This is a genomic window from Yersinia kristensenii, assembly GCF_900460525.1.
Classification (GTDB): Bacteria; Pseudomonadota; Gammaproteobacteria; order Enterobacterales; family Enterobacteriaceae; genus Yersinia; species Yersinia kristensenii.
In genome coordinates, this window is record NZ_UHIY01000001.1 from 4,501,803 (window position 1) to 4,521,481 (window position 19,679).

Genomic DNA, 19,679 nt, shown 5'->3' on the forward strand with positions numbered 1-19,679 from the left:
ACTCATTTTTCATTTCCTTTAGCATCGGCCAACACTTTCAATAGAACGTCACGATCCAGCAGTGGAGAAAGCACGACTCCCTGCGGCTGCTGTGGCCCATAAATTTGATTGAACGGAATGGCAACACTGCCGCGTTCGCGTAAAAAGGCGGTGATATTCGCAGAAGGACGTGTCCAGTCGCCGCGTAACGCCACCACGTCCGGCGCTTGCAAAGCTTGTTGCACATCATCGCGCATCAGCACGTGTATTTTGTTGACTTTGCAAGTCACACACCAATCTGCGGTGACATCAACAAACACTCTTTTATCTTCGGCGAGTGCCTTTTGAATGGCGGATTCGGTTAACGGCTGCCACGGAATATTGTCATGCAGCGGCTTGCGCCATAAATCGGCGGTGAGCGCCCCTGCCAGTAGCAATCCTCCGACAATCAGCACCGCGATTAAACTGACTATCGCGGCGATGCGAGTGCCGTAACGCCAGCCAATCGCCAGTAGCAGCGCCAGCAAGACTATTCCGGCGATGATAATGACGGCTTGTAGGCCGATATGGCTGACCATCAAGCTCAAGAGCCACAGACTGGACACCAACATCAGCACCCCCATGGCGATGCGCAGATGGTTCATCCAACGACCGGGGCGCGGTAAGCACAATGCCAGTTTGGGCCACGCGGCCACCGCCAACCACGGCAAGCTCATCCCGACACCGAGCGCAGTTAATATCCCCCATAGCGCGGGTAACGGGGCCGCCAGTGCAAAAGCCACTGCCGTGCCGAGGAAGGGAGCAGAGCACGGTGTTGCCAGTAAAGTCGCCAGAGCACCTTGCCCAAAGTGACCAACCATGCCGCGTGCGCCCGGTTTCTCGACGCGCGGGGCGGCGATACGGGTATTTAGCGACGAAGAGAGCTGAATCTCGAACAATCCGAACAGATTGGCGGTAAAAAGTGCGGTGACGACGACCATAAAACCGATGAACCACGGATTTTGGAACTGAATCCCCCAGCCAAGCGCATGGTTGCCCAGACGCAAAGCAGTCATCAGCAAAGCCAGTAACCAAAATGAGGTGATTATTCCGGCAGATGAAGCCAAAAACTGCCACCGCACCTGACGGCGAGTTTGCTGCTCGGTTTGCAGAATCGAACTCAGCTTCATTGCCAATACTGGCAGCACACATGGCATCAGGTTAAGGATTAATCCCCCCGCCAGCGCCATCAGAACCCAAGACCAAAATGAGGCATTGGATTGCGGTAACGTCAGCGCTTGCCCGATAGTCACCGTGGCCTCTTGCGCCAGCCCGCCATCCGTCAGCACCAGAGTCAATGGCTTGCCGCGCAGGTCTCCCACGCTCTCCCCCCAACCATCTGTGGCGGGTACCCGCACCGACAATTGATTACCCTGCACAGTGACGATAGGCTTGCCAAGATCGACATCTTCCAGAGTATCGAAGAACAACTCTGGCTTCTGCCAACCCTCATCACGCTGAGCAAGGATTTGCACTTCTCCTTGACTAAAACCGGCCTGAATATGCGGAGTCAACGCATTGGCAATCGGTACCTGCCCCATCGCTTGGGCAAAATCGTGTTCGAACTGCTGCTGATTTTCCGCGCTGACGGCAGAGGACAAATCGAGGCTAAAGGGATAGTCGGTCAAAATACAGACATTACTGCAGGTCGACAGAGTCAGTATTCCACTTAATGTGTTGGGAACCTTGCCGGAAATTACGATCGGTAGGTTGACCTGCTCATGATATCCCTGAGTAGAAATCCCAGACACATCAAAACGTTGGGGTACCGGCCAGTACCATTTTACAGCCTCGAGCGGCGCAGACCAGGCAATGGTGGGTGCAATGCCCCCTTCTCCCGGCGAGCGCCAATAGGTTTTCCAACCTTTTGCCAACTGGACGCTAAGTAACATGCGGGTTTCATTGCCAGCAGAAGGCTCGGCACGAACTCGAACCTTGGCATGGTCATTTTGCGCACTGACCAACCAGCCGCTATCTGCCGCCCAAAGGGTAGGCATCCAGAGCAGCAACAGACAGAACAAAGCTGTCTTGCTTAAATTGAGCATTGTCTTTCTCCAAAAATAGATTAATTACAACAACATAAAGAGTTGCTGCGCTATTCCCGGAAAATGCATAATCGCAAATGCACCCTCAAACCACTGGGTGATATGACTCTGGGCGGAGGGAACCGCATACTGGCTGGTATGATGGGAATCAACAACAGGAGCAATAAGCCCAGAGAGAAAATGGCTAATTCGAACAAAACGGGGGGGGATGCTAGCAAAGATTTAGCACTTAACTCACAAGAGGTTGGGCCGTCGTTTGCATCGGCAACAACTTGTGATGATGACGTCAAAAGAAGACTTTTTTCCAGCGCGTGCAAGCTGGCGATGCGTTGCGTCATACAAACCAGTATGACCAGGCAAGCCAGAGAAAGAAACCATTTTGCAGCGCGTTGTCTTTTAAACATTATCTGTATTTAAACATTATCCGTATTTGACCATTATCCATGCTTAACTATTATCAGCCACGAGCTGAATGAGTTATCCCTTAAATGGTTAAATCAGTTCCATTCAAGGTGAGCGCCCATCTTAGCGGCATAATTAAGATTATCAATCTTTGAACCTAAACAATCAGTCAAAGTGACATTTAATTACAAAGGCATTTAGCCAAAAACATAATCTGAAGGTATGGGTCGCCCACATTTACAGGTATTATACCGGCAACCTGCATCAACCCGCGGGTCACCGATAAATCTTCCACACTGTCGCCCCCACTGCGAAGGACGGGTTATATGCAACCTTTGAACGGCCCAAGTGTTCCTATTGCGAGTGGCAGCAATGTCGCACCGACTAAACTACCCTCTCCGGGCCAAGTGGAAGATAGGGCACTAACCCCGGCACAGCGCACCACGCTGGAAAAACTGATTGTGCGGATCATCGCGCTCAGCCCAATAAAATCTGCCGAGATTTGGGCGAGCTTGCGTCACGATTTATCCCTTAGCAGCACCAGCGATTTACTGGCTCGCCACTTCCAACCGGCAGAGCAATTGCTGCAAACCCGCTTGTCGCAAGCTCAGGAAAACCACGCCAATCACCAATTGCGCCAGCAACTCACCGAATTACTGCCCCAAGGTAATAATCGCCAGGCAGTGAGTGATTTTATCCGCCAGCAATTTGGTCATACGGTGTTGAGTCAGTTAAGCCATGCGGAGCTGCAACAGGTCTTGGTATTACTGCAATCCGGCACGCTGAATATTCCACAACCTCAGTTAACAACCATAACTGACAGGCCATTGTTACCCGCGGAGCATCAACATATTCAATCATTGGTGGCGAAACTCAGTGCGGCAACGGGCGAACAACCAGCCAAAATTTGGCAAGCACTATTTGATATGGTGGGAGTGAAAAGTCATGACCCGCTACCCGCTCGTCATTTTCAGATACTCAGCCAATTTTTACAGGCCAAAGTGGCCCTCAGCCAGCAAACGGCCCCGACATTAATTAATCTACAAACTGCACTCAAGCAACCCGCCGATGCGCAGGAGCAGCAGCTATTGATTGATTATAGTCTGAATCGCTTCCAGGCCAGCCCCACCACACCGCTGACCCAAGCGCAGTTAAACGACATTATTAATGTTCTGTTTACCGCCCGATTAGACCGCGCTAATGCCGCCCAGCGTTTGGCCGAAGATCAAAAAACCCTTCAGCCGTTGATTAACCCGCTGATTGCCGCCCTGCCGCAGTCCTTACAACCTTTATTACAGAAGCCATCACTGGCCTTTGTCGCGCTGATTATTGTTATGGCCTTTTTACTGGCTATCTTTATTTAAACGCATTGAGTTACGGTTTATTGGCTCCGCTTATTTCTATCTGTGTCAATAAACCGACGACAACCATTTCAGAGTACTAATAGCAACCAGCCAACAAACGCACTCCAGAATAAGAATGGCAGCGAATAAGCATGGAATTTTAACCAGATAGCCGGTTCACCCGCCATTCTCAGTGCAATTAAATTAGCCATAGAGCCCAATGCAAAACCAAAGCCGCCAATATTAACCGCGTAGGCTACCAGTGCACTGGAGGGCAGATAATTAAGCAATAAAATGGTCGCAGGAACATTACTGATAACCTGGGATAAACCAATGCCCAATATATAAGCCATAGCTGCCGACAAAGTTTTGATTTCACTAAAAAGTGACTGCAAGCCAGGTAATTCAGTCAATAAGCGCACATCAATAAACATTGCCATAAAGACCAGGATCAAGCTCCAATCTATGGCCAGTAAAACTCGCCGTGCCAGTAATAATAACCCAGCAAAAACAGCTAATAGCCCGTAACCCGCCCGGCCGAAATCCACACAGATAATAAAAATGACATATAGCGCCAAACAACTCAGTAACAGTCGAGATTGGTAAGGATAAACGGGGCTGGAAGCTTGTTTGTTGATCTTGCGTGCAGGGAAACGCCACCAAGTCACTGCCAGTAACGTCAATAAAATAATTGCTGCCAGCGGGGCCATCTGACGAGTAAAACCAATAAACGACAGCGCAGAACGGCTCCATAACAGAATATTTTGTGGGTTGCCGATTGGCGTTAATAGCGAGCCCGCATTCACCGCCAGCGCAGAAAAAATGATCAGGCGGGAAACCGGTAAAGAAGATATCTTTTTCAGTGTTAAAATCAGCGGGATAATAATAAAAAGAGCCACATCATTCGTTAGAAATGAGGACAATATTGCAGCTGACAAGACTAAAAACAGCGCCAGATGCCGCTCTGTCTGTAATGTGTTAATAATCTTCCGACCAATAAAATCGAAGTAACCGCTCACCTCGACGCCTTTCGTCAGTAGCATTAATCCTAATAAAGTAGCAATGGTAGTCCAGTCAATAAACTGTGGGAAGGCCGAGATCTTTGTTGGCATCAATGCAGTGAGGCCGATACCTAAAATCAATAGAACATGCAGCAGGCGGTCTTGCAAAAAAGGCCTGAATACTGTTTTTACTGCATGATGGGTGGTAGCGAATAATGTCATCTGGAAATCAAAAAATAGTAGGTGCTGGCAAAGAAAGCCACGTTAGCGCAGCCTGCTGTTTTATGCCAGCCCCTATTCCCTACTGGTGGCCAAACTTATGACCCATTATCTCAAACTAGATTTGAGTATTTTGTTTTACTGCCTTTCTAAAATCATCCATAGAACAGAATCCTTTAGCATCAATCGGACAACCTTCAATTTCCAGTGTGACGCGTTTGGGCGGAGCTTGGAGTGACAGCGGTGTTTTATTACGGATTTGCTCGGTTGATAAATAGATATACTCAATCTTCATCAACTCTTTGTTTTGTTTAATGTCTTTCCAGCGTTCAAATACCACCTTGCCGCTGATGGGCGTTTTCTCATACTGATCTGGCAGTTGATATTCTTTGGTTTTGAGTGCGGCCAATAATGATGCAATATTAGAGTCATGCCCGACCAATACCGCCAATTTGGCTTTTTGTGCCGCTAATTCATTTGGCGTTTTCTCACCCACCGGATCAAGGGCTGAACTGATAAAACCGACCAACTTCTCGGCGGCATTATCTGCTATAGCCGGTGAACCAAATAAGGTTTCATGGTAGAGGTTTTTAATATCGATTAATTTGCGCCACTCTTCTGATGACTGGATACGCCCCCATGCAACATCTTTGACGGGGAAACCTTCATAATATTGCAGCATGAAAGCATCCGATGCACCGGTACCCAATCTCAATGGGCCGGTAATGCCCGGTTCTTTATTTTGCACTAATACAATCTCTGTCGGTTGCGTGCTCCAATCACATTTCTTATCTACCAAGCACGCAGGTGAGTTTTTATAATCTAAAACTTTGGACAACAAATCATAATTAGGCTGTAAGCGCTTATTTAAGCCCTCAACTCCGCCTGGCCCGGCATGTTGATTAATAGAAGCCAGCGCTTTTTCTTTAAACTCTGGGGTAATGTCCAAGGTAATAATTGGATTAAATACCGGGTCCATTTTACCAATTTCTTTTTGGTGAGTAACGGGAACATTACAACCGGGGAAAGCACCAAATAAGAAATGTTGTGCAGTTCCAATCGTTCTTGGCAAACTATTGGCGTAGGTAAATACCGTGGTGGGTGCTGGGCATCCGGTTGATTTTAATAATTTAGTATCTGCCAGCCACTCGCGGAAATATCCCCCCATCATCGCCTCAAGCTCTGCGCCTTTTGGCGTCAGATAACCGCCGGGTGTCGTCCATGTGGGCCATTTATCTGGTGTTGCACTGGAAAGCATATCGCCATAATTCACCAGAGGGGCTCGTATACCATGGCGGCTCATCACCAAAATCTGTTCAAGCTTATAATTATCGCTTTTCTCTTGAGCCATAATATGGGTTGAAGCAGGTAGGAGTATTGCCAATAAGGTCAGGGTATACGCCGTTTTTACTTTTATCATCTCAAGCTCCGTCATCCAGTTGATGGTATAAGAATCGGTAGACTTTCAATTGCTACAGATTTGTTACAACAGACATGATAGATACAGAAAAGAGGTAAAAGTGGAGTCACATCACAGTTCCACGAATTGTTTAGGGTATTTGGGGGTAATCTGGATGTTAGCGTAGGGTTGCGCTTTTATCCCTGCTTAGCGCTGAGATTGACACAGCGCTATTTTAAACAGACATCATTTCCTGGCAGGCATATCTGGAATAATTAAATCCCCACGTAATGCATAGGAACCCAGCACGCTTTTGGTTTTCTCATTAAGCCATGTCACTATTTTCGCCGCCATCGCATCCATAGAATATTCAATCGCAGGAATGGTGGGAACCCCCGGATAATGTAACGATCCGGCCAGGCTAAATACCATGATGTCATCAGGAACGGATTTATTAAACGCCTGAAGCTGTGGAATAACACTTTGCGCTTCCCGCTCATCAGCGACTAATAAAGCATTAAAATTGAGTGTCGCACTGCTATTAAGCAGCACTTGTAACGCAACCGATGAAGAGGATGAATCCATAAAAATCAGGTCACGATTGAAGGGTAAAAAGTTATTTTCCAGTGCTCGTTTATAACCTAATAGCACCTCGTCTACATACCCGCTGGTATCCGGATTTATTAAGGCAATTTTTCTTCTGCCCTGTTTTATTAAATAATTACAGGCGGTTTCTGCGGCAAAAGCATGATCAAAATGGATATTATTAGTGGCATCGACATCCATACAATCGACCAGAATGATACTTTCATCCGCGAGATTAAGCGGGAAACGGGCACCAATGATCAACACGTCATCACACAAACCGCAGGTCAACTCATCCAGTGCCTGCATAACTTCAGATTTGTTATTGGCAAAACGCAACAGCAAATGCTTTTGATGCTGACTTAGATGTTTTTCAAGTGCATACAGATAACCTGTGGTTTGGTTTATGTTTTCCTGCGCACAGATAACACCAATACAGCCAGTTGACTGACTTAATAATGATTGCGCGATAACATTTGGCCGATAATTGAGTTCATCGACCGCTTTTAAAACGGCCAGGCGGCTAGCTTCCTTAACGCCACGTGAACCACTCAACACCCGTGATACTGTGGCTTTAGAAACCCCAGCCAAACGTGATACATCGTTGATTGTAGACATGATTCTCTCCTCGGCAGACTTTAATCCTTGCCTGTCATTCCTAAATACAGCTCGGCCCAACTATTGCAGCTTCCTGAGTATAGTCGTTTCCATTTGTCATGGAAACCGAATTTCCATCACGTTTCAAAATAGTTATCCAAACCTCAAAGCTGTGATAGCCATCAAATAAATAATCCCTTTATATACTGGACTTTGATGGCTATCACAGTTCTATTCACTTTTAATGGAAAACGGTTTCCGTATGATATCCAATCATTCTCGAAACAGCCGCATTACCTAATTGGAAAACGGTTTCCATAGAGTGTCAAAATCGTTTTTCATCTCGTTTTTATATTTTGAGGATGGTTGTAGATGTTCAAGATTATGTTGTGTTGCTCTGCCGGGATGTCCACCAGCATGTTAGTTAAGAAAATGCGGGTCGTTGCCGATGAAAGAGGGATTCCTGTCGAGATTGATGCTTTTGGCGTATCTGAATTTGATACTCAGTTTCCGCGCTATCAGGTCGTACTCCTCGGGCCGCAAGTGAAATACATGTTAGGTATGCTCTCAGAAAAGGCCGCTGCTCACGGTATTCCTGTTCAGCCCATCGATATGATGGATTACGGAATGCAGCGTGGCGATAAAGTCCTGGACTATGCACTGTCGCTCATTAACGCGACCCACTAAGAAGGTGTTCAAATGAGTTCTCTCTATCAATCGATGGTTGCTGTTATTGAACAATCTATTACTCCGCTAGCCGGGCGTCTCGGACAGCAAAAATATGTTATTGCTATCCGTGATGGCTTTACCGCAGCACTGCCCTTCATGATCATCGGCTCATTTATGCTGGTGTTTATTTTCCCTCCATTTTCGGCTGATACCACCATAGGATTCGCCCGGTCATGGCTGGACTTTTCTCAGACCTACCGTGCGCAGCTCATGCTGCCATTCAATCTGAGCATGGGGGTCATGACGTTTTTCATTTCGGTAGGGGTAGGTGCCAGTCTGGGACGGCAGTTTAATCTCGACCCGGTAATGACCGGTTTGCTGGCATTTATGGCATTTTTGCTTGTTGCCGCTCCCTTTGCCGATGGCAAAATCTCGACTCAGTATCTTTCTGGTCAAGGGATCTTCACTGCATTGATTACGGCTATTTACTCCACCCGTGTTTATGCCGCATTGAAGCAACACAATATTACTATTCGCTTGCCGAAAGAGGTGCCAACCGGTGTCGCGCGCTCTTTTGAAATATTGATCCCGGTATTGGTTATCATTGCCACACTGCACCCACTCAATTTATTCATTGAATCGCAGACCGGCATGATCATTCCAGAAGCTATCATGCATTTACTGGCTCCATTGGTTTCCGCGTCAGACTCCTTGCCGGCAATGTTACTGTCAGTCTTGTTGTGCCAGATCTTTTGGTTCTCTGGGATTCACGGCTCACTGATTGTTACCGGCATCATGAGCCCATTCTGGATGACTAATCTGGCGGCAAACCAAGCCGCACTGGCCGTCGGCGCAACCTTACCTCATATCTATCTGCAAGGTTTTTGGGATCACTACTTACTGATTGGTGGCGTAGGTTCTACATTGCCACTGGCTTTCCTGCTGTTACGCAGCAAAGTCACTCATTTACGTACCATTGGCAAGTTGGGCGTAGTACCAAGCTTCTTCAATATAAATGAGCCTATTTTGTTCGGTGCTCCAATCATTATGAACCCGATAATGTTCATACCATTTGTCTGCGTACCCATGATCAATGCCATTCTGGCTTATTCCGCAACCAAACTGGGATGGTTGGCTCAAGTGGTCTCTCTAACTCCGTGGACAACTCCGGCGCCGATTGGTGCATCCTGGGCGGCGAACTGGGCCTTTAGCCCTGTAGTGATGTGTGTGATATGCATGATGGTTTCCGCCCTGATCTATCTGCCATTCCTGCGTGCTTATGAACGTTCACTGCTGAAAACCGAAGTGGAAAAATCTCTGAACAACGCTCCATCCCTTGCAGATACCGTCCGTAGCAACTGATAACGACACATTAATAAAGAGACCAAATTAATGAAATACCAATTTCCAGATAACTTCTGGTGGGGCAGTGCCAGCTCAGCACTACAAACTGAAGGAGAAAGCCTGCACGGTGGCAAAAGTCCCACAACTTGGGATGCCTGGTACGCCAGCCAACCATCGCGCTTTCACCAACAAATTGGCCCAAATGATACCTCAACATTCTATCGCAACTGGCGACAAGACATTGAGTTGCTTAAACAATTGAATCACAACAGCTTTCGGACATCATTAAGTTGGGCCCGCCTGATTCCAAATGGCGTTGGTGAAGTGAACCCTGAAGCTGTTGCCTTTTATAACAATGTGATAGACGAGCTTCTGGCCCAAGGTATTACGCCCTTTATTACCCTGTTCCACTTTGATATGCCGATGGCGATGCAAGAGATAGGCGGCTGGGAAAACCGTGAAGTGATTGATGCCTGGAAGCACTATGCCGAAGTGTGTTTTGAACTGTTCGGCGATCGGGTTAAGCATTGGTTTACCTTCAATGAACCGATTGTTCCTGTTGAAGGTGGCTATCTGTACGACTTCCACTATCCCAATGTAGTGGATTTTAGACGAGCAGCGACTGTGGCATATCATACGGTGCTGGCACATGCGACAGCAGTTAAAGTTTATCGCGCTGGTCAGTATGAGGGGGAAATCGGTATCGTGCTGAACCTAACACCTTCATACCCACGCTCGCAGAATCCTGCTGATCTAAAAGCGGCCGAATATGCAGATCTATTGTTTAACCGCAGCTTCCTTGATCCAGCATTGCGCGGTGAGTATCCACAGGAACTGATTGATTTATTGTGTGATTACGACCAGATGCCCGTACGCTTGCAAGGGGATAAAGCCCTAATTGCTGAGGGTAGAATCGATCTACTGGGTATTAATTACTATCAGCCCCGGCGTGTAAAATGCCGTGACAGTGCAGTGAATCCACAAGCCCCTTTTATGCCTGAATGGCTATTTGATGCCTACGAAATGCCTGGCCGTAAAATGAATCCTTATCGTGGATGGGAAATTTATGAGCCTGGAATTTACGATATTTTGACCAATTTACGACTTAATTATGGTAACCCTCGCTGCTTTATTTCCGAAAATGGCATGGGTGTTGAAAATGAAGAACGTTTTTTACAAGATGGAAAAATTAACGATCAATACCGAATAGATTTTGTTTCCGACCACCTGAAATGGCTACATCAAGGAATAAGTGAAGGCTGTAATTGTCTTGGTTACCACATGTGGACATTTATTGATAACTGGTCTTGGTGTAATGGTTATAAAAACCGCTATGGCTTTATTCAATTAGATTTGGCTAGTCAGAAACGCACCGTCAAAAAGAGTGGCGAATGGTTTGCCACTACTGCTGTTAATAATGGTTTCGATTAAAGTAGGAATAAATCATGGTCGAATTAGAAGAAGCAGTAATGGAAATTATTGTTAATGCGGGGCAATCACGTAGCTTGTGTTTTGAAGCATTACAGGCCGCGCGAAAAGGCGACATTGATAAAGCCAAAAGCTTGCTACAGGAGGCGGATGGCTTTGCCCGTCAGGCGCACCATATGCAAACCAAGCTGATAGAACAGGATGCGGGAGAGGCCAGACAACCAATGACGCTTATTATGGTTCACGCACAAGACCATTTAATGACCTCTTTGCTGGCCCGTGAATTATCAGAAGAAATCATTCATCTTTATCAGCGTTAATTTTTTAAAATTAAAGATATTAGCCCCTAAATAATTCGAGTGGCAAGAAGGCAGCAAACGAGACAATCCCGATGAGCTTACTATATTGTAAGTGATTTGGGTTATTGAGCGCAGCCAACACACATGCAGTTTGAAGTATAACGAGTATATATTATCCATTTTAAACGGAGAGATTATTACGCCAAAAAATTAAATAATCCTTATTCTAATGACATTATAAAAAACAACCTTACTTTGGTGATGGCAATATTATCCTGTCAAATTCAGGTGGGATAATATCGTCTAATATAATAAATTATTAAATGAGACAGCGATGAAAATATATAAACAACTTCCTTTAGCTATGGCGGTTATCGCCGCGCTTTGCCCTATTTCTGTACTGGCACAAGAAACAGTGACCACCATTACCACTGAGCAACTTAATAAAATAGTGGCCGACGCAGTAGAAAAGGCGCTAGCGGAACGTAAGGAAAAAATAGAAGCCGCTACTATTCAAAAACCAAGCGTAGATATCGTTGAGAAAGCCTCTATTCCGCCAAGCCCGGATATGGCTATCCCTTACGGTCTAAAATTCAATGCTTATGCGCGTTATGGCGCACAGTTCCAAGCGGGTGACCAAAAATACGTGGGTGTTGATGGCTCCTATAATGGCTCTTCAGCTATTGGCCGTTTGGGTAATGAAGGCAACGGCGGAGAGTTCCAGCTTTCTAAAGCCTTTAAAGGCGATAATGGCGCTATATGGGATGTGGTGGTCATGCTTGACCATTGGGGTGATGAAGTTAACCTGAAAAAAGCGTACGCCGGGGTGACTAATTTATTTGAATCTCAACCAAATGCCTATTTATGGGCCGGTCGCGATTTCCATCAGCGCCCACAACAAGGTATTAACGACTATTTCTGGATGACCCATGATGGACAAGGTGCCGGGATAAAAAACCTGGATCTCGGTGGGGTTCAACTTGATGCCGCCGCTGTCGGCTCAGTGCAATCCTGTAATCCTGAAGTTGTCGCAAACCAATCAAATCCATCACGCATTACCTGTACCGGAGGATCAGGAACCGGTGATAACGGCCATTATGCTCTGACCTCCAAAATACATGGCGTGAAGTTGGGGCCGATCGACTTTGAGCTGTTTACCAACTATGGTTTTGATTCTAAAGCTATTGAAAGTGAAGAGAAACTAAAAGCCTGGCAAACTGCGGTGGTACTCAGTCATAAGGGCGACAATATCGAAAACAAGTGGGTTACCCGCTATTCCGATAATTCAGATAACAGCGTCTATAACAAAACTGACGATCTTCGCACTGTTTATACCAGCCTTGAGGGCACCTATAAGTTCACACAGCAAACGTCTGTCACTTACCTCGCGGCATTCCATGATTATGACAGAAGCCACCATAATGAGGACAATCGTCGCAACTACGGTGTCATTATTCGCCCGATGCATTTCTGGAACGATGTCCATTCGACCTGGCTTGAAGCGGGTTATCAACGCGTAGATTATGATACCGGCGGCGATAACAAAGGCTGGAAGTTGACACTTTCTCAGAATATCTCTATCGCGATGGGTGCGGACTTCAGACCAATGCTGCGCTTCTATGTCACCGGCGGGGAAGTCGATAACAAGCATACTGCCACCACCACTGACACCGAAGATACACGCCTTGACTCTTTCAACATCGGGGCAATGTGGGAAGCCTGGTTCTAGTCCATATTCAGGATAGCCGCTCCGGTGGTTATCCTGAATTATATATACCCTAAATAATTCGAGTTGCAGGAAGGCGGCAAGAGAGAGAATCCCGATGAGCTTACTCTAGTAAGTGATTCGGGTGATTGAACATAGTCAACGCACATGCAGCTTGAAGTATGATAGGTATAGCGTTAATAAAAATCCCATCTGACCATCATTACCTCATATTGTCTTACGGCATATCTGGCTGTTATCTTGGTATTTATGTGAATCGCACTTTCGCCTGCCATCGGCAAAGAATAGGAATAATAATGATGAAAATTTTGGGCCTTATTGGCGGTATGAGTTGGGAATCAACCATTCCCTATTACCGGATGATCAACCAGCAAGTTAAAGAACAATTAGGCGGATTGCACAGCGCCAAGATTATTCTCTACAGTGTGGATTTCCATGATATTGAGCAGTTACAGGCCAAGGGAGATTGGCAAACGGCAGGCCAAGTGCTGTCTGATGCTGCGGTTTCATTAAAACTTGCTGGGGCAGATGCTATTGTCGTGTGCACCAATACCATGCACAAAGTGGCAGATGAAATTGAAGCCGCCAGTGGATTGCCTTTATTGCATATTGCCGACGCCACTGCTGCACAAATCAAACAGCAAGGGATCAGTAAAGTCGGTTTACTCGGCACCCGTTATACTATGGAGCAGGATTTCTATCGTGGTCGCTTAACCCAAAAGCACAATATTGAGGTTATTACACCAGAAAGTAAGGATCGCGAAATTATTAACCGTATTATTTATGAAGAACTTTGTCTGGGCATTATCAGTGAAACATCGCGTCAGGAATATCGCCGTATTATCGGCCATTTAGAGGCGTTAGGGGCGCAAGGGATTATCTTTGGTTGCACAGAGATTACCCTGTTGGTTAATGCGCAAGATGCCACTGTGCCCGTATTTGATACCACAGAAATACATGCCAAAGCAGCGGCCCAATATGCGCTCAAACTCTAGTAATACTCAAAGATATTGATATCGCGGGCCAAGGACATTAGCCACTAACCCTATTCTTGCCCGCAGTTTTTGAGTTATAGAGCATTTTATCCGCCCGAATTAATAACTGTTCCTGCGATTCGTTTTGTTCCAACTCAACCACGCCCAGACTCATTGTGACATAAATATTGCCATCCACGGGCATTATCTCAATCAGGTGCCTAATTTTCTCCGCGATGTTTTTAGCCTCATTTAATTGGGTATTAGGTAACACAATCATAAATTCATCGCCTCCCCAACGGCCTAAAACGTCAACTTCTCTAATATTATTCCCAATAACATCAACAATATGTGTCAATGTTAAGTCTCCAACCGAATGACCATATTGGTCATTAATTGATTTAAAGTTATCTAAATCCAGCGAAAGCAATGATAGCGGCTGGCAAAAACGCTTAGCACGGTTATATTCATGCTTCAGTACTTTTTCCAGCAAATAACGATTCGCCGCGGAAGTTAATACATCCGTTTCCGAAAGTATCTTTTCAATATTTAATTGCTGCTGAAGTTGAAAATTACTTTCACGTAACTCGGCGGTTCGTTCTTCGACTAAGGCTTCCAATGATTTGTTTTTTAGTTCCAATTTTTCAAGACGATGTTTTCTATCATGAATATTACGGTGCGCACCAATCATTCTTGATACTGTACCGTCAATATTACGTTCAATCACCTTACCGCGATCCTCAATCCAGATATAGTCACCGTCATGGGTTAGGCAACGATATTCTATCTGATATTTTTCGGCCTGCTGATTAATATAGGCATCAAACTGAAACATAACCCTTTCAAAATCTTCTGGGTGAATAATTTTTTCCCAAGTATGTACTGTATTTTCAAAAGCATGGGCTGGATACCCTAGCATTTCATACCAACCGGTATTCCGATAAACGAATCCATTGTTTGCATTCCAATCCCAGATACCATCACTTATCACTTCGAGAATTTCATGGACAACGCGCTCGTTTAAATCGGCAATCTTAAGCTTATGATCACTTTGATTATAGTTCATTAAACTACCCTGCTGTGTGGATAAATCAAAAGACACAAATAAATTTGTTTAATTATTGTTCTAATATTGTGAATTAACGTTTTTGAGCAAGCAAGGATTTTTTAACTCTAAATTTGACTTTAAAAGAATATAAACTTATTAAGAACCAGTAAGATTTATCTTAATACCTTATTATTCAATCACCTACTTTCTGTAATGTTATATATATGGGATATTAGTATAAGATATTTTTATGAATAGCGAGTGAACAACCTACTTTCTTTTGTACGAAAAAGATAAAATTAACAAAAAATAGGTTTATCTGATAATGAAGGTATTTTCCAGAGGTGATTTTATTTTATAGCGAATAAAAAAGCCTGCGATCTCTCGCAGGCCTAATGACTAAGGATAAACTAGCAGAAATATCTGCGTTTAATCTTATTTCTGGTATTTACGCATAACCAATGTCGCGTTAGTCCCGCCGAAACCGAAGCTGTTAGACATAACAGTGGTCAATTCGCGTTGAGTTGGCTCGGTGACGATATTCATCCCTACCGCTTTCTCATCCAGATTTTCAATGTTAATACTTGGTGCAATAAAGCCGTGCTCAACCATTAACAAGCTGAAGATAGCTTCATGTACACCGGCCGCACCCAGTGAGTGACCGGTCATCGCTTTGGTTGAGGAGATAGCCGGGGTGTTATCACCAAAGACTTCACGGATCGCGCCCAGCTCTTTCACATCACCTACCGGTGTAGAAGTGCCGTGTACATTCATGTAATCAATCGGTGTATCAACACCCTCCATTGCCATCTTCATACAACGCACAGCGCCTTCACCTGATGGTGCAACCATATCTGCGCCATCTGAGGTTGCACCGTAGCCAACAATCTCAGCATAAATATGTGCGCCACGGGCCAGAGCATGCTCCAACTCTTCAACCACAACCATGCCGCCGCCGCCAGCAATGACGAAACCATCGCGGTCTTGATCATAAGTACGGGAGGCTTTTGCCGGAGTTTCATTGTATTTGGTAGACAATGCACCCATTGCGTCGAACTCGCAGGACATCTCCCAGCACAGTTCTTCACCGCCACCGGCAAACACCACATCCTGTTTGCCTAACTGGATCAGTTCCAGCGCATGGCCAATACAGTGAGCGGAAGTCGCACAAGCGGAACTGATAGAGTAATTTACGCCTTTGATTTTAAAAGGTGTTGCCAGACATGCAGACACACCGGATGCCATAGCTTTCGTCACCATATAAGGGCCTACGCCACGCAAACCTTTGGCGCGCATGCCATCAGAACCAGCAACCTGGTTACGTGGTGAACCGCCACCAGAGCCGACCACCAGCCCACTGCGGAAATTGGAGACTTGTTCTTCCGTCAGACCAGAATCTTCAATGGCCTGTTTCATGGAAAGATAAGCATAAACAGAGGCGTCGCTCATAAAGCGCAGCACTTTACGGTCGATGTTTTCTGTAATAGTCTCAGGCGCGAGCTTTACATCGCCCCATACATGGCTGCGCATACCTGCGTCTTTAAATTCCTGAGAGAAAGTAATGCCAGAGCGGCCTTCCTGTAAAGATGCCAGAACTTCCTGCTGGTTATTACCAATGCTGGATACGATACCCAAGCCAGTAATGACTGCACGCTTCATTCAATACCTCTTCCACTTATTTTACATTCGGGATTTTGCAACGCACTTTAGCGTACAGTTGTACGCCGAACAAGTCCGATCAGCGTAATATACCCAGATAATTTTACGATTTGCACGCGGCGGGTCACATAGTTAGAATCGCCCTACCCCTTGAGATACGAGTCTTTAAACGTGAGCCACTCCCCAATCCAAACGGCGACATTAAGCTGGAATGAACAGGGTACACCTGTATCGGAACAGTTTGGTGACATCTATTTTTCCAATGAAGATGGGCTGGAAGAAACTCACCATGTTTTTCTTAAGGGAAATGGCTTTCCCGAGCGCTTTGTTCAGCACCCGCGAGATAACTGTATCTTCGCTGAGACTGGTTTTGGCACAGGGTTGAATTTCCTGACATTATGGCGCGATTTCGCCCAATTTCGCCAGCAACATCCCACCGCGAAACTCCAACGTGTTCACTATATTAGTGTCGAGAAATACCCGCTTCAGGTCGCTGATTTAACCGCAGCCCATGACCATTGGCCGGAGTTGGCCCCTTTTGCCGAGCAACTGCGTGCTCAGTGGCCATTGCCCCTTGCCGGGTGCCACCGTATTTTGCTGGCAGGTGGCGCTATCACACTGGATCTATGGTTTGGTGATGTGAATACTCTGCTGCCACAGCTGGATTACAGCTTGAATAATCAGGTAGATGCCTGGTTCCTTGATGGGTTTGCGCCAGCTAAAAACCCTGATATGTGGAATGATGCGCTATTTAGTGCCATGGCTCGTATGGCCAGGCCGGGCGGCACATTTGCCACATTTACTGCTGCCGGATTTGTTCGCCGCGGGTTGCAACAAGCAGGATTTGACGTCGCGAAAGTCAAAGGTTTTGGCCAGAAACGTGAAATGTTGACCGGCACGTTACCACACCGCCTTCTTAATGCCCCATCCGCACCTTGGTATCATCGGCCCTCCGCTACCCATTGTGATGATATCGCCATTATCGGTGGAGGAATTGTCAGCGCATTGACCGCATTGGCCTTGCTGCGCCGTGGTGCCAAAGTCACACTTTACTGTGCCGATGCACAACCCGCCCAAGGTGCATCAGGTAACCGGCAAGGCGCGCTCTACCCACTGCTGAACGGTAAAAATGATGCGCTGGAAACCTTCTTCACCAGCGCTTTTACTTTTGCCCGTCGTCAATATGACCAATTGCTTGATCAAGGTATTCACTTTGATCATCAGTGGTGCGGTGTCAGCCAATTGGCCTTTGACGAAAAAAGCCGTGGCAAGATTAATAAAATGCTGCAAACCGATTGGCCGCAACAACTGGCCGAAGCGATGAGCCGTGAACAACTTAGTGCGTTGGCCGGGCTAGATTGCGCTCACGATGGTATCCACTACCCCGCCGGTGGCTGGCTTTGCCCGTCAGACCTCACCACTGCCCTCATGGCGCTGGCACAACAACAGGGTATGGTCTGCCACTATGAGCATGAACTGTGTCAGCTAGAACCGGTTGACGGGCTATGGCAGCTTATATTCACATCACCGCAGGTGAACAAACAACATACTACGGTGGTGCTGGCCACCGGTCACCGCTTACCCGAATGGCAACAAACCCAGCACCTGCCGCTGTCGGCTGTGCGCGGGCAAGTTTCTCACATTCCTACCACGCCGGTACTCAGCCAGTTGCGGCAAGTACTGTGTTATGACGGGTATCTAACTCCAGTAAACCTGGCGAATCAGCATCACTGTATTGGTGCTAGTTACCAGCGCGGTGATGTGGATACTGATTTTCGTGCCGACGAACAACAAGAGAACCGGGATCGCCTGTTACGTTGCCTGCCGAATGTCAGTTGGCCGCAGCAAGTGAATATCAGTGATAATCAGGCGCGCTGCGGTGTGCGTTGTGCTATTCGTGATCATTTGCCGATGGTCGGCGCAGTGCCGGATTACAACGCAACACTGGTGCAATACCAGGATTTGCCGCGTAAAATCCAGCATGGCGAAGACATTCCCCTCGCGCCGGTGTGGCCAGAGCTATTTATGGTGGGAGCTTTGGGGTCACGCGGTTTGTGCAGTGCGCCATTAGTAGCTGAGATTCTGGCCGCACAAATGTTTGGCGAACCACAGCCATTAGATGTAACCACGCTGGCGGCACTGAATCCTAACCGGTTTTGGATTCGAAAATTACTGAAAGGCCGGCCGGTGCAGGCGCGCCCTGCGACTTTATCTTAGCCGGGGACCCGCGGGGTGACACCTGCGGCTTCAAGTACATACGAATCCCCAAAGTCATTGACGTCGCAGGTAGGCAGCAAATGAACAAACCCCGATGAGCTTACACCGGTAAGTGATTCGGGTGCGTGAGCGCAGCTAACACCCCCTGCGGCTTCAAGAACATGCGAATCCCCAAAGTCATTGACGTCGCAGGTAGGCAGCAAGTGAACAAACCCCGATGAGCTTACACCGGTAAGTGATTCGGGTGCGTGAGCGCAGCTAACACCCCCTGCGGCTTCAAGAACATGCGAATCCCCAAAGCCATTGACGTCGCAGGTAGGCAGCAAGTGAACAAACCCCGATGAGCTTACACCGGTAAGTGATTCGGGTGCGTGAGCGCAGCTAACACCCCCTGCGGCTTCAAGGACGAAGGGGATTTTGGGCTTGTTCTAATAAACGATCCCACAATCCCAAAACCAAAACCTGATCTGGTGGGGAAAGTTCACCGGCTTTGATGGCCTTATCCAGACTGGTTTGCACCCGGGCATGTAGCTGCTCGGCAGTGTGCTCGCCAAACTCTTCGGATTCAGCAACAGCCAATGTCAGATGCCCGCGCAGGTAGCCGCCAGCAAATAAATCATCATCACTGGCGTACTCTACCATGTCATCGATCTGCGCCAGGATGTGCGTTTCAAACTCTGCAATCATTGCTTTTCCCTAAATTTTT

General features: G+C 46.7%; 16 protein-coding genes. 8 read left to right on the forward strand and 8 right to left on the reverse strand.

The window, feature by feature from the left end:
- Positions 1-2 precede the first annotated feature (2 nt).
- A complete protein-coding gene (locus DX162_RS20920; RefSeq protein WP_032820312.1) occupies positions 3-2,063 on the reverse strand; it encodes a protein-disulfide reductase DsbD family protein in 2,061 nt (686 codons plus the stop codon).
- 50 nt (positions 2,064-2,113) lie between these two features.
- Positions 2,114-2,467 (reverse strand): hypothetical protein, encoded by a 354-nt coding sequence (locus DX162_RS22715; RefSeq protein WP_032820311.1) that lies wholly within the window; start codon positions 2,465-2,467, stop codon positions 2,114-2,116.
- Between the two features lie 324 nt (positions 2,468-2,791).
- Between DX162_RS22715 and flk the strand changes: the two genes are divergently transcribed.
- A complete protein-coding gene (flk, locus tag DX162_RS20930) occupies positions 2,792-3,829 on the forward strand; it encodes a flagella biosynthesis regulator Flk (RefSeq protein ID WP_004391592.1) in 1,038 nt (345 codons plus the stop codon).
- Positions 3,830-3,897: 68 nt separating this feature from the next.
- Here the strand turns inward: flk and DX162_RS20935 are convergent, their stop codons facing one another.
- The 3 genes from DX162_RS20935 to DX162_RS20945 all read right to left on the reverse strand — a co-directional run bounded on the left by DX162_RS20935 (position 3,898) and on the right by DX162_RS20945 (position 7,630).
- Positions 3,898-5,031, reverse strand: a complete 1,134-nt coding sequence (locus tag DX162_RS20935) for an SLC13 family permease (protein ID WP_004391591.1) — start codon at positions 5,029-5,031, stop codon at positions 3,898-3,900.
- Positions 5,032-5,146: 115 nt separating this feature from the next.
- Entirely contained in the window at positions 5,147-6,448 is a 1,302-nt protein-coding gene (agp, locus tag DX162_RS20940) for a bifunctional glucose-1-phosphatase/inositol phosphatase (protein ID WP_004391589.1), read from the reverse strand.
- A gap of 225 nt (positions 6,449-6,673) precedes the next feature.
- Positions 6,674-7,630, reverse strand: coding sequence for a LacI family DNA-binding transcriptional regulator (locus DX162_RS20945; RefSeq protein WP_004391587.1), 957 nt, complete (start codon positions 7,628-7,630; stop codon positions 6,674-6,676).
- 351 nt (positions 7,631-7,981) lie between these two features.
- Here DX162_RS20945 and DX162_RS20950 point away from each other — a divergent pair, with 351 nt between their 5' ends.
- From DX162_RS20950 to DX162_RS20975, 6 genes are all read left to right on the forward strand, one after another.
- A complete protein-coding gene (locus tag DX162_RS20950) occupies positions 7,982-8,296 on the forward strand; it encodes a PTS sugar transporter subunit IIB (RefSeq protein WP_005158553.1) in 315 nt (104 codons plus the stop codon).
- A 12-nt stretch (positions 8,297-8,308) separates the two neighbouring features.
- Positions 8,309-9,640, forward strand: a complete 1,332-nt coding sequence (locus DX162_RS20955) for a PTS cellobiose transporter subunit IIC (RefSeq protein ID WP_004391584.1) — start codon at positions 8,309-8,311, stop codon at positions 9,638-9,640.
- A 30-nt stretch (positions 9,641-9,670) separates the two neighbouring features.
- Positions 9,671-11,053 (forward strand): glycoside hydrolase family 1 protein, encoded by a 1,383-nt coding sequence (locus DX162_RS20960; RefSeq protein WP_004391581.1) that lies wholly within the window; start codon positions 9,671-9,673, stop codon positions 11,051-11,053.
- 14 nt (positions 11,054-11,067) lie between these two features.
- Positions 11,068-11,370, forward strand: a complete 303-nt coding sequence (locus DX162_RS20965; RefSeq protein WP_004391580.1) for a PTS lactose/cellobiose transporter subunit IIA — start codon at positions 11,068-11,070, stop codon at positions 11,368-11,370.
- A 313-nt stretch (positions 11,371-11,683) separates the two neighbouring features.
- Complete coding sequence (locus DX162_RS20970; RefSeq protein WP_004391579.1) at positions 11,684-13,078, forward strand: carbohydrate porin; 1,395 nt, start codon at positions 11,684-11,686, stop codon at positions 13,076-13,078.
- A 296-nt stretch (positions 13,079-13,374) separates the two neighbouring features.
- Complete coding sequence (locus DX162_RS20975; protein WP_169311119.1) at positions 13,375-14,070, forward strand: aspartate/glutamate racemase family protein; 696 nt, start codon at positions 13,375-13,377, stop codon at positions 14,068-14,070.
- 37 nt (positions 14,071-14,107) lie between these two features.
- On the opposite strand, the gene DX162_RS20980 is transcribed toward DX162_RS20975, so the two are convergent.
- The gene (locus tag DX162_RS20980; protein WP_032820307.1) at positions 14,108-15,115 is read right to left on the reverse strand and encodes a sensor domain-containing diguanylate cyclase; all 1,008 of its coding nucleotides are present in this window, start codon (positions 15,113-15,115) and stop codon (positions 14,108-14,110) included.
- A 417-nt stretch (positions 15,116-15,532) separates the two neighbouring features.
- On the reverse strand, positions 15,533-16,756 hold the full coding sequence (fabB, locus tag DX162_RS20985) for a beta-ketoacyl-ACP synthase I (RefSeq protein ID WP_004391576.1): 1,224 nt from the start codon (positions 16,754-16,756) through the stop codon (positions 15,533-15,535).
- 171 nt (positions 16,757-16,927) lie between these two features.
- Here fabB and mnmC point away from each other — a divergent pair, with 171 nt between their 5' ends.
- Positions 16,928-18,973, forward strand: coding sequence for a bifunctional tRNA (5-methylaminomethyl-2-thiouridine)(34)-methyltransferase MnmC2/FAD-dependent 5-carboxymethylaminomethyl-2-thiouridine(34) oxidoreductase MnmC1 (gene mnmC, locus DX162_RS20990; protein ID WP_004391575.1), 2,046 nt, complete (start codon positions 16,928-16,930; stop codon positions 18,971-18,973).
- A 399-nt stretch (positions 18,974-19,372) separates the two neighbouring features.
- Here mnmC and DX162_RS20995 read toward each other — a convergent pair whose 3' ends face one another.
- Positions 19,373-19,660: a YfcL family protein gene (locus DX162_RS20995; protein WP_049562644.1), complete on the reverse strand. Its 288-nt coding sequence runs from the start codon at positions 19,658-19,660 to the stop codon at positions 19,373-19,375.
- Positions 19,661-19,679 lie beyond the last annotated feature (19 nt).